The sequence below is a fragment of the Aurantibacillus circumpalustris genome (assembly GCF_029625215.1).
In the GTDB taxonomy this organism is placed as follows: domain Bacteria; phylum Bacteroidota; class Bacteroidia; order B-17B0; family Aurantibacillaceae; genus Aurantibacillus; species Aurantibacillus circumpalustris.
In genome coordinates this window covers 205,908-217,969 of sequence record NZ_CP121197.1, presented here as the reverse complement: position 1 = coordinate 217,969, position 12,062 = coordinate 205,908, and the positions used below count along the sequence as shown (strand labels likewise).

Annotated in this window: 12 protein-coding genes; 9 read left to right on the top strand and 3 right to left on the bottom strand. The window is 34.5% G+C overall.

Features of this window, described 5'->3' with window-relative positions; translation table 11 throughout:
* Nucleotides 1-76 precede the first annotated feature (76 nt).
* From P2086_RS00915 to P2086_RS00900, 4 genes are all read left to right on the top strand, one after another.
* On the top strand, nt 77-427 hold the full coding sequence (locus tag P2086_RS00915; protein ID WP_317898541.1) for a MerR family transcriptional regulator: 351 nt from the start codon (nt 77-79) through the stop codon (nt 425-427).
* Nucleotides 428-508: 81 nt separating this feature from the next.
* Complete coding sequence (locus P2086_RS00910; protein ID WP_317898540.1) at nt 509-1,705, top strand: hypothetical protein; 1,197 nt, start codon at nt 509-511, stop codon at nt 1,703-1,705.
* 100 nt (nt 1,706-1,805) lie between these two features.
* A complete protein-coding gene (locus P2086_RS00905; RefSeq protein WP_317898539.1) occupies nt 1,806-2,897 on the top strand; it encodes a serine hydrolase in 1,092 nt (363 codons plus the stop codon).
* Nucleotides 2,898-2,902: 5 nt separating this feature from the next.
* On the top strand, nt 2,903-3,892 hold the full coding sequence (locus P2086_RS00900) for an amidohydrolase family protein (RefSeq protein WP_317898538.1): 990 nt from the start codon (nt 2,903-2,905) through the stop codon (nt 3,890-3,892).
* An 8-nt stretch (nt 3,893-3,900) separates the two neighbouring features.
* Here the strand turns inward: P2086_RS00900 and P2086_RS00895 are convergent, their stop codons facing one another.
* Together P2086_RS00895 and P2086_RS00890 are read right to left on the bottom strand one after the other, a co-directional pair.
* Entirely contained in the window at nt 3,901-5,424 is a 1,524-nt protein-coding gene (locus P2086_RS00895) for a T9SS type A sorting domain-containing protein (RefSeq protein ID WP_317898537.1), read from the bottom strand.
* A gap of 89 nt (nt 5,425-5,513) precedes the next feature.
* Complete coding sequence (locus P2086_RS00890; RefSeq protein ID WP_396127447.1) at nt 5,514-6,542, bottom strand: anhydro-N-acetylmuramic acid kinase; 1,029 nt, start codon at nt 6,540-6,542, stop codon at nt 5,514-5,516.
* A gap of 130 nt (nt 6,543-6,672) precedes the next feature.
* On the opposite strand from P2086_RS00890, the gene P2086_RS00885 reads away from it, so the two are divergent.
* The 5 genes from P2086_RS00885 (at nt 6,673) to P2086_RS00865 (ending at nt 11,136) form a co-directional block, all read left to right on the top strand.
* Nucleotides 6,673-7,812 (top strand): acyl-CoA dehydrogenase, encoded by a 1,140-nt coding sequence (locus P2086_RS00885; RefSeq protein WP_317898536.1) that lies wholly within the window; start codon nt 6,673-6,675, stop codon nt 7,810-7,812.
* 137 nt (nt 7,813-7,949) lie between these two features.
* Nucleotides 7,950-9,362, top strand: a complete 1,413-nt coding sequence (locus tag P2086_RS00880; RefSeq protein ID WP_317898535.1) for a tetratricopeptide repeat protein — start codon at nt 7,950-7,952, stop codon at nt 9,360-9,362.
* A gap of 2 nt (nt 9,363-9,364) precedes the next feature.
* On the top strand, nt 9,365-10,156 hold the full coding sequence (locus P2086_RS00875) for a phosphosulfolactate synthase (RefSeq protein WP_317898534.1): 792 nt from the start codon (nt 9,365-9,367) through the stop codon (nt 10,154-10,156).
* Nucleotides 10,157-10,173: 17 nt separating this feature from the next.
* Nucleotides 10,174-10,473, top strand: coding sequence for a rhodanese-like domain-containing protein (locus tag P2086_RS00870; protein WP_317898533.1), 300 nt, complete (start codon nt 10,174-10,176; stop codon nt 10,471-10,473).
* A gap of 15 nt (nt 10,474-10,488) precedes the next feature.
* Nucleotides 10,489-11,136: a DedA family protein gene (locus tag P2086_RS00865; RefSeq protein WP_317898532.1), complete on the top strand. Its 648-nt coding sequence runs from the start codon at nt 10,489-10,491 to the stop codon at nt 11,134-11,136.
* A gap of 90 nt (nt 11,137-11,226) precedes the next feature.
* Here the strand turns inward: P2086_RS00865 and P2086_RS00860 are convergent, their stop codons facing one another.
* Nucleotides 11,227-12,006, bottom strand: coding sequence for an XRE family transcriptional regulator (locus P2086_RS00860; protein WP_317898531.1), 780 nt, complete (start codon nt 12,004-12,006; stop codon nt 11,227-11,229).
* Between the last annotated feature and the right edge of the window lie 56 nt (nt 12,007-12,062).

Sequence of the window (12,062 nt, the reverse complement as noted above, 5' to 3'; positions counted from 1 at the left end):
CTATTTTCTGTTGAAAACTAAAGGTTGACTTTTTAACAAATAGATTTACTTTTATTTCAATATTAAATTCACAACTATGAGTATAAACGAAAAAGAAGAAACCGAAAAGCTATATTATTCAATTAGCGAGGTTTCCGAATTGTTTGACTTAAATGCAAGCACTTTAAGGTTTTGGGAAAAGGAATTTGATATGCTAAAACCAACCAAAAACAAAAAAGGAAATCGTTTATTTACCAAAAAGGATATTGAACACATTTCGAGTATTGTGGAACTAGTAAAACAAAAAGGATATACTATTCAAGGTGCGAAGGAGCAGCTTAAACATAAAAATAGCGGAAAAGTTGGTGGAACCTCAAACGCAGAGGTAATTGATAAACTAAAAGAAATTAAAGCCAAACTCATTGAAATAAGAGATCGCGAAGAGTAGGTTGTGGGTGAGAAAATAATAGGTTATGAGAGCGGGATTTCCCGCTTTTTTTGCATAAAAGAATTAATTACTTTTGCCAGCATGAAAAAAGTCTTTGTTCTGCTACTTTTAATTACTACATGCACAACAAAACAAAATAAAAACCAAGAAGTAAGTGCAATCGATATTGTAAAGGAGGATTCTATTAAAATAGTTTCTGATAGTGTAATAAGTGTCATTCCTGTTGTTAAAGTGGAGGCAAACGATTCTTTAAATTGTATTGCGCAATTAATTAGTGGTCAATATAACGGATCTCTTTATTTAAATGTTACAGAAAATAAATCTTATAAGAATTTTTCAGAAAAATTTTCTAAACGTTGGGCAAATTTTGACTCTTCGCGCATTCAAAAATTAAAGAAGTTTAGTGAAAACGAGCTCAATAATGAAATAATAAAACAAACAACACTGTTTTACCCTTTTTCAGGACCTGATATTTTATACGCTAATTTATTTTTTCCGGATGTCGAAAAATATATTCTGATTGGATTAGAGCCTGTTGGAACTCTTCCGGACTTTAAGTTACAAGAAGGAGATTCATTAAAACAGTATTACGAAAAATTAAATACGTCTTTAAACGCCATACTTAAATTTAGTTTTTTTAGAACTGAGAGCATGCGAAAGGATTTAAAAAATCAGGAGGTAGATGGAACGATTCACTTGCTCTTTTTATTTTTAAGTAAAACCGGAAATGGTCTTATTTCAGCAAAACCAATTTCAATTGATTCTCTTGGAAATAAGGAATACGTTTCGTCTTTTAAAGAATTAAAACTTTCAAAATACAAATCTAAAGGTGTAGAAATTGTTTTTATGAGTCCTGAAAATAAAATAAAAGAATTGAATTATTACTCATTAAACCTTATAGACGATGCATTAGAGAGAGATAAAGGATTTACTGCTTATCTTGAGAATTTAAAAAATTTTAATGCGTATTTAAAAGGAGCCTCTTATCTTTTGCATAAGTCATATTTTTCATTCGTAAGAAATATTATTCTTAATAATGCTAACACAATTGTTCAAGATGATAGCGGAATTGCTTTGCGTTATTTCACAAAAAGTAAAAGAGCCTGGGATTTTAAATTGTACGGAGAGTACACTAAACCAGTTTCATTGTTTAGAAATGCTTATCAAAAAAATCTTGATACGCTTTACAAAAAAAATGGCGCAACGCCCTTAGGCTTTGGTATTGGTTATAATTTTAAAGATAAAAACAGTAACTTAATGATTGTAAAAAGAAAATAGAGCAATGCGAAGAATAGATTTTTTTATACTATTTTATTTTTCCGCATTCACGTTTTCGTTTAGCCAGTTCAATTTTGATTCTATTTTTTCAGGCAGCGTTTTGTTAAAAAAAATCAGTTCTTCACCTGTAAAATATCATACGCAAGTTATATATACACAAATTGATTCTGTGGATGGGAAACCAAACTTTAAGAATTATTACTTTAATGTAAATCCCGAAAATTATTTTTATTGCGCTAGTCTTGTAAAATTACCAGTAAGTATTTTAGCTCTCGAAAAACTAAACGAAATTACCATTCCCTTTGATGCAATAATGTTTACGGATAGTTCAATTGCTTGCCACAAAAAAGTAAATAGCGATACAAGCTCTTTAAATAATTATCCGTCAATAGAAAATTACATTAAAAGGATGCTCCTTGTAAGTGACAACGAATCTTATAGTAGGGTTTACGAATTTTTAGGTGTAGATTATATTCAGAAAAACCTTCATGAGAAAGGATATCCTGAAGTTAGAATTGTAAATCGTTACGATGGTAATTGTTTTGGGAAGAATAATTTAATAAGTAATCCGATTATATTTTTAAGTAAAGATTTAAAAGTAATTTACAGACAAGAAGAATTAAATTCAAGTCATGCGCCGTCACCACTTAAAATTAGTATGAATGTTGGTAAAGCTTATTATAATGAAAAGAATAAATTCATTAATAAACCAAAAAGTTTTGCAGGATCGAATTATTTGAGTTTGTTAGATTGCCACAATATGTTGCAAGAGCTTATTTTTAATTCTACAAAAAAATTTAAAATCACAAAAGATCAAAATGAATTTTTAATTCGCTATTTGAGTCATTATCCACGACAAAGTTCTAGTCCTCGCTATAATTCAAAAATATATTATGATAGCTATAAAAAATACCTTTTTTATGGAGACTCAAAGGCGATAATTAACGATACTAATCTAATTATTACTAATATTGTAGGGCAGTCCTATGGCTTTATGTCTGACTGCGCCTATTTTTTGGATAAGAAAAATAATATTTCATTTATGCTAAGTGCAGTTATTTATGCAAACGAAGACGAAGTTTTAAATGATGGAAAGTACGATTACATAACTGTTGCTTTACCTTATTTAGCAGAATTAGGAAGACAATTTTATAATTACGAAATCAATAGAAAGAAAATCTCAAAAGAATAGAAATTATGTTTACAATTGATACCCATACCCATATTATTCCAAAAAACTTACCTGATTTTTCGAAAAAATTTGGTTACGGAGAATTTATAACATTAGATCATCACGCTCAAGGCCGCGCCTGGATGGTTCAAGGGAATAAACGTTTTAGAGAAATAACAGATAATTGTTGGGATCCTTTAGTGCGGATTGAAGAAATGAAACAGCACAAAGCAGACATGCAAGTTATTTGCACGATTCCTGTTATGTTTAGTTACTGGGCTAAAGCAAAAGATTGTTTAGAGGTAAGTCAGTTTTTAAATGATGATATAGCAACGACAGTGAATAATCATCCTGATAAATTTATTGGTTTAGCTACCGTTCCCATGCAAGATGCAAGTCTAGCTATAAAAGAGCTCGAACGGTGCATGAAGAACGGTTATAAGGGTGTTCAAATTGGAAGTAATGTAAACGACCTTAATTTAAGTGAGCCTCAGTTTGATGAATTTTTTGCGGCTTGTGAAAAATTAAATGCGGCAATTCTTGTTCACCCTTGGCAAATGATGGGGCAAGAACACATGGCCAAATACTGGTTGCCTTGGTTAGTCGGTATGCCGGCAGAAATTAGTCGCGCTATTTGCAGTATGATTTTTGGTGGTGTTTTTGAAAAATATAAAAATCTAAAAGTATGTTTCGCGCATGGTGGAGGTTCTTTTCTTCCAACCATTAGTCGTATTGAACATGGTTGGGATTGTCGCCCTGATTTGGTTGCTATCGATAATCCAATTAATCCAAAAGAATACTTGGGGAAATTTTGGGTAGATAGTCATGTATGCGATCACAAAATGTTACAATACATTATTGACCTTGTTGGCGCAGATAAAGTTGTGCAAGGAAGCGATTATCCGTTTCCTTTAGGCGAAGCGGTTCCCGGCGAACTGGTGAGAACAGCTCCTCTTAGCAATGAAAATAAAGAAATCATCATGGGCTCAGCCGCTAAAACTTGGTTGAGTTTATAAAGCAAGAATTACTGCTTTATTATTTTCAAATGTTCTTTTCCTGATTCACTGGAAATAAGAACATGATAAACTCCATTTGCAAAATTGCTTATGTCAATTCGTGAAATTTCACTCGTTATTTTTTCTGAGTATATAATTTTTCCAACGACATCGGTAACTACAATATTTTTTGTTTCTGAATTTATTGCCTCAAGAACATAAACGCCTTTTCCAGGATTCGGATAAATTTTGATTGTTGACAGTGCGTTTGTCTTTGGCAAACCAGTACATTCATCTACATAAAGTATAATACTAACAAAATTCATACATCCACCTTCGTCTGAACCCCCTAAACTAATTGTAGTTGTAGCAATCGGCGAAATACTGAACGAACGAGTAGAATTTCCCGACATTCCCCCGATTGGGTTTGCATTCCATATATACCAAAATCCAGGAATAAAATAAGCGTTATACGTTACCAAATCCCCTTTACAAACGGTTGAAGTGGATGCAGAACTGGTGTAACTAATACTCGGTAATGGTTCCACTCCTATTGAAACTGAGTTCGCAGCGGTGCAGCCATTGGTGCCAGTTCCTATAACTGAGTATGTAACAGAATACGTGGTTGTTACAGTTGGTGTTACTATGAGCGTAGAGCCCGTTTGATTATTACTCCAAGTGTAGGTAGAAGCTCCTAATGCACTTAAGATAGCACTAGAGCCAAGGCAAACGGAAGTTTTGCTAGTGACCGCAAGAACTACCGGGGACGGGTTGACTAATATTTGCACACTCGCCGTGGCAGTACACCCTGTAAGGTTATCTCCGCACAGAACAATAAAAAGATTCGGGCCAGCAGACGGAGTTCCAGTTATTGAAGAACCAGTTGTGCCATTGCTCCATGTATATGTACTAGCCCCAGATGCGGTTGCTGTAAAGCCATTACCCGAACACAAAACAGTTGAGCTTGTTGTTATGTTTACAGTCGGAGTATTCAGGGTAGGGGTACAGGGAATAATAACGCTAAGATCATCCCACATCAAATAATCCGTTCCTGATCCATTGCTGGTAGCACTCACTACTAAATAATAAACACCGGAGCTTGGCACTGTGAATGTGTTGCTCAAAGCACTGTAGCTTGAATTTAAAATATTTCCAGTCGTGCTTGCAATCGGTAAAAGTCCAGTATTGTTTTGTGACGTTCCCACGGACAATGATAAATTGGTCCAAGTGCCACTTAAGTTTGGATTTACTTTATACCATACCGAGGATGAATACGTAACTCCGGCACTGAGTTGAATAGCTTTAGAATAAAAATAACTGGTGCCGCCAGGAGTGTGATAAAACACAGCTCCATTTCCGGGAGAACCGGGACTAGTAAAAGTTAAACAGGTAGAAGGGTTACTAATAGCCCAACACGGTGGTAATTGTGTGTTAGCGGTTATGGAAGAAAAATCTTCGTAGTATGGCGTGTTAGTTGGTGTTATACATTGCGCAAAAGCTTTTCCGCAAAAAAGAAATAAGGCTATAAAAATAAGGCTGTAAAATTTTTTCATGCTTGTTGGGTTTAAAATTTAATCTAAGATAGAAAATAAACGCACATGGCAAAAAAAAATAATGCCAGCTTGGTTCAGAAAATTTATATTTATGGAAGATACACCGCACCGGCAATGCTATCCTTAGTGGCGCCTGTTACTGATTTGTGAGTATTTGTTTTGTTAAGAACACGCAGATAACCAAGAAAAGCAAAGATCAAAGCTTCTTTATAATTAATGACTTCTTCTTCTGGTAGAATAATTTCGCAAGATGTTTTAGAAATTATTTTTTCAATTAAAAAAGTATTAAACGCACCACCACCGGTAATAAGAATGTTTTTTAAATAATGTTTATTTAATTCTTGTGCTATTATTTCTGCAATGTGCTCGGTACCGGTCGCTAATAAATCATTTACATTAATGTTTTTGTCTAACAGAATTTCAATATGTTGCTCAAACCATTCTCTACCTATTGATTTAGCGCCTTTTTCAGAATAATAACTTAAGCTGTTTAATTTTTGTAAGAGCTCCGTATTAATTTTTCCAGCTCTAGCCATTTCTCCGCCTTTGTCAAATGCCTTACCTGAACGTTCAGCTAAAAGATTTAATAACATATTCGCTTCGCAAACGTCATAAGCAATACGTTTTCCTTTTTCATCAAATGAAATATTTGCAATGCCGCCAATATTTAAACAAGCAGCATACTCTCCAAACAAAAGTTTATCACCAATTGGCACCAGTGGCGCACCTTGCCCACCCAAAGCAACGTCCAGACTTCTAAAATCGCAAACAGTTGTAATTTGTGTTTCAGCGGCTATTGTTGCCCCGCAACCTATTTGAGTAGAGAAACCAGAATTTGGTTGGTGAAAAATGGTGTGTCCGTGAGATGCTATGATATCAGCTTTAATGCCGGAAGCCTTGCTGAAAACATTTACTTCTTCAGCGAGAAATTTTCCGTACAAAACATGCAAACGAAAATAGTCTTCTGCGCTTGCGTCTTTAACGGCGATTAATCGTTCTTTCCAAATAGAAGTATAGTTTACTGTTTTGGCGTCAAGTATTTTATAGGAATATGTCTCATCTGACTTATCAAACGAACAAAAGGCAAGATCTAAACCATCTAGTGAGGTTCCGCTCATTAAGCCTAAAACAATCATTTTATTCCCGGTATTTGGCAAAATAAATTATTCTTTTAATTGCAGCAATGGTACTATACCATTATATTTGCAAGGTTACAAAAAAATAGTATAAACCATAAAAATAATCCCTATGCATTTCGATTTATCTGAAGAACATTTAATGATTCAAAAAGCGGCGCGCGAGTTCGCTCAGAATGAATTAAAGCCCGGAGTGATTGAGCGGGATGAACACCAAAAATTTCCTACAGAACAAATTAAAAAAATGGGCGAGTTAGGATTTATGGGTATGATGGTAGATCCTAAATACGGTGGAGGTGGCATGGATGCTGTTTCTTATGTGTTAGCGATGGAAGAAATTTCAAAAGTAGACGCCTCATGTAGTGTGGTAATGAGTGTAAACAATTCTTTAGTTTGCTGGGGACTAGAAACGTTTGGTAACGAAGAACAAAAACAAAAATATTTAGTGCCTTTAGCTAAAGGAGAAAAAATCGGAGCCTTTTGTTTGAGTGAGCCGGAGGCTGGAAGTGACGCTACTTCTCAAAGAACTACCGCGAAAGATATGGGGGACCATTATCTATTAAACGGGACAAAAAACTGGATTACTAATGGAAATAGTGCGTCTACATATTTAGTTATTGCGCAAACGAATGTAGAAGCTGGTCACCGTGGAATCAACGCTCTTATTGTAGAAAAGGGAATGCCTGGTTTTACAGTGGGGCCAAAGGAAAATAAAATGGGTATCCGTGCAAGCGATACGCACTCTTTAATGTTTGATAACGTAAAAGTTCCGAAAGCAAATCGTATTGGTGAAGATGGATTTGGCTTTAAATTTGCCATGAAAACCTTAAGTGGTGGCCGTATTGGTATTGCCTCTCAAGCTTTAGGAATTGCTAGTGGTGCTTACGAATTAGCATTGGCTTATTCAAAAGAGCGTAAAGCGTTTGGTAAAGAAATTAGTCAACACCAAGCTATTCAATTTAAATTGGCCGATATGGCTACTAAAATTGAAGCCTCTCGTTTATTAATTTTCCGTTCAGCTTGGTTAAAAGACCAGCATTTACCATTGGATAAAGAAAGCGCCATGGCAAAAGTTTTTGCTAGCGAAACAGCTATGTGGGTAACTACAGAAGCAGTTCAAATTCACGGTGGTTACGGCTATGTAAAAGAATATCACGTCGAGCGTTTAATGCGCGATGCTAAGATTACACAGATTTATGAAGGAACGAGTGAGGTTCAGCGTATAGTGATTTCACGTTCGGTTTTAGCTTAAAGTTTAGAATATATTTTTATTTCTAAGTAAAGCCTGTTTTGTTAAAAAACGGGCTTTTTTGTTATAAAAAAGTTTAATAAAATCAACCCTTTTTTCTGAAATTATTGGCGTAATTTTAAGAATTAGTATTTATAGGTATGAGTGAGTTTGACGACGATGCTGATGGATTGAATGATAAGGAATTTGAAGAGAACTTAAGGCTTTTCGAAGATATGCTGGCTACTGGTCAGGTTCATTTTTTTGATGCGGATGATATTGAAGAAATAATTGATTATTATCTTCAATGGTTAAATTATGAGCTGGCTAAAAAAGCCATAGACTATGGTTTAGAACGCTATCCGTTTTCTTCCATTATTAAAATACGCTATGCCCAATATCTTTCAAGTCAGCATTACACATATGAAGCGCTTGCTATTCTCAACGAAGTAGAACAAATTGAGCGCAGCAACTTCGAACTTTATATGGCACGCGGGTTTATTTACAGCCAAATGGGTCTTGGCGAGCAAGCAATCGAAAATTTTAAAAACGCTATTCCACTTGCTGAACAAAAAGATGAGGTATACGTGGCTTTAGGTGTTGAGTTTTTAAATGACGATAAAGCCGATGACGCTTTGTATTATCTTAAAAAAGCAATTAAATTAAATCCTAAAAATGAAGTTGCCTTAAACGAACTTTCTCTTTGTTTTGATCTTACCGGAAAATCAGATGAGGCTATCGCGTTCTTTGGACAGTATATTGATAACCACCCATACAGTTATTTTGCTTGGTTTAACTTAGGTTTGGGTTATGGACGCATTGGTTTGTTTGAAAAAGCAATTGAAGCCTATGATTATGCCATTGCCATTAACGAACAATTTAGTTCTGCCTATTTTAATAAAGCTAACTCTTTAGCTCAGTTAAATAAATTTGAAGCGGCCATAGAAGTTTATAAAGAAACCTTTAAATACGAAGAACAAGAACCAACGACTTATTATTACATAGGCGAATGTTACGAGAACCTTGATCGTTTTGAAGAGTCGCTTGTGAACTATAACAAATGTGTGAAATTAGATCCAGCGAATGCAGACGCCTGGTTGGGAATTGGCGTTGTGTTAGACGCTATGAATCGTTTAACCGAAGGTGTACATTACATTAAAAAAGCCATTGAAATAAATCCCAACGAACCTGAGTATTGGTATGTTTTTGCAGAATTGCAGGAAAAACTTGGATTCATAGAAGAAGCAGCTATGGCTTATCAACGCGTAATAGAGCTAGAGTATCCTGATTTTGATGTATGGCTAGATTATGCTAAACTTTTGCATCAGAATGGGTATATTGACGACGCAATTAAAAATTTAAATGAGGGCATTAAAAAATTTCCGGATGTTGCAGAACTTTATTACCGTTTGGGAATAATATTGTTGGAAAAGAATCGTCGTAAAGAATCCTTGGACGTATTGACGAGAGCTATGGATATGGACTACTCTAAACACGATGAAATTTTTGAATACGCACCCGTTTTAAAAAACGATAAGGAAATTTTAAATTTAATCTCCGGTTTTAAAAAATAACTATGGCAAATAAATATAATTTTAATCTGTCGCATTTACCTGAGCGCACTATCAGACCACGTAAAAATGGTGTAACCATGGTTATGGATAAAGGTATTAGTCTTAGGCAGGCTGAAGATTTTTTAAGCGTGTCGGCAGATTATGTTGACTTTATTAAATTAGGTTTCGGTACGTCCTTAATAACTAAAGATGTAAAGAAGAAAGTCAAACTATACCGCGATGCTGGCATGCAGGTGTATGTGGGTGGAACTTTGTTTGAAGCCTTTGTTGTTCGAAATAAGTTTGATGACTATCTGAAATATATTGCAGATCTGGGAATGAATTGTGCAGAAGTGAGTGATGGAAGTATAGAATTGGAACATGATAAGAAATGCGAATATATTAGAACGTTAGCAAAGAATTATACAGTATTAAGTGAGGTAGGAAGCAAAGAAGAAGGTGTCATTATTCATCCGGCACGTTGGATTAACATGATGTTAAACGAATTGGAAGCTGGCGCTTTTAAAGTAATAGCTGAAGCTCGTGAAAGTGGCACAGTGGGAATTTATCACAAAAACGGTAGCGCACATAACATGCTTATTAATCGCATTGTAAACAAAGTAAAAATTGAAAATATTATTTGGGAAACCCCACAAAAAAGTCAACAAGCCTATTTTATAAAACTTTTTGGATGTGATGTAAACCTTGGTAATATTGGCGTTGATGATGTTATACCACTTGAAACTTTACGCTTAGGATTGCGGGGAGATACTTTTTTTAGCTTTTTACCGGAAGAAATGAAACAACCTATTTAAATTATAAATTTTAAAGCATGAAAGAAATTACAGCTACTGAATTAAAAAAACTCATCGACGATAAAACCGATTTTCAATTGATTGATGTTCGTGAAGAACATGAGTTTGATGAAGTGAACATTGATGGCACCTTAATTCCTATGGGTGAAGCACTTGATCGTGCGAGTGAAATTTCAAAGGATAAACAAGTTGTCATTCATTGTCGCAGTGGTAAACGCAGCGCAACTGTTATTAATGCACTTGAAGGCCAAGGCTATACTAATTTATATAATTTAAAAGGTGGAATACTTGCCTATATTGACGAAGTAGGAATTTAAAATAAAACAAAAACTATGTTACACACGTTCATCGATTTCTTTCTTCATTTAGATAAACATCTTGCTGAAATAATGCAGAATTATCAAACAACTACCTATTTTATTTTGTGCCTAATTATATTTTGCGAAACGGGTTTGGTAGCAACTCCGTTTTTACCTGGCGACTCTCTTCTTTTTGCAGCAGGTATGCTAACCGCCAGTACAGGTATTTTGAATATTTGGTTGTTGATTCCTTTATTAATTATTTCCGCCATTCTTGGTGATAATGTAAATTATTTTGTTGGACGTTTTTTTGGAGAAAAGGTTTTTGAAATCAAATTTTTAGAACGCTTTATTAAACGTGAGTATCTTGATAAGACACATGCTTTCTACGAAAAACATGGCGGTAAAACAATTATTATGGCTCGTTTTGTGCCCATTGTAAGAACCTTTGCTCCTTTTGCGGCTGGCTTAGGTAAAATGAATTACTCAAAATACATTTCTTTCTGTTTATTTGGCGGAATTTTATGGGTAAGCCTTCTTTCTCTTGCAGGGTATTATTTAGGCGGTATTCCGGTAATTAAGAACAATTTTGAAAAAGTGATATTAGGAATCATTTTTGTATCCGTTCTTCCAATCTTATTTTCGGCAGTAAAAAGTAAACTGGATAAAAAACCTGCTTGATTTTAGTAATCAATTAAGAAAATAAAAAGCTATGCATACTGCATAGCTTTTTCAATTATATATAGAACTTCGCTTTAGATTCAAAAAGTATCAATTAATTTTTTTCTCTTTCTTAATTTCCGCCAACTCTACTTTTAAACCGCGCAACATATTCATAATACTGTCGAGATTTAGCTCTTCATTTTGATATTGATTCATGTTAATACTGCATGTGTATTCCCATATTTCTAAAATATCTTCTGCTTTTACTTTAAACGGTTGGTAAGCGGTGTTATCAGAATGTAATTCAAAAGCAGCTTCCTTTTTATTGTATGACATAATGCGTTTATACATTAAGCCGTCTTCTTTAGTTACAACAATATAAGTTTGACCAAATTTAACTTCATCAAATTTTTCTAAGTATTTTCCGATAACAAATGATCCTTCTTTTATAGGCGGCATACTATCTCCTTTAATAGGAAAAGCACGGTGTTTACCAGTTGGTAAAAAAGGTAATCGCATTTGAGGTAAACGTTCAATGTATTCGGGATCAGCATAACCTCTCACATAACCAGCAGAAGCTTTTAGTGGAATTAATTCTACCATGTTATTTCCATCCGGATCTAAAAGAATCGGAAATAAAATACGGTTTTTACCAATTTTCATTAAACCATCGAGATTTGTTTTTTTAAGATCACCTCTTACAAGAGCATCAATGGCAATGTGAAAATATTCCGAAAGCCGTATAAGAAGATCAATAGGCGGTTCATTACGCGCTTCTTCGTAACCGCCAATACGTGAACGGGTAACTTGTAATTCATCGGCTAATTGCTCTTGTGACAAGCCTTTTAGCTGACGTAAAAAACGGATGTTGGAGGATATTTTGCTCATTGCTATAATTTATAGTTTAAAATTACTATTAATTATAGTTATTTGCAAGTGGTATT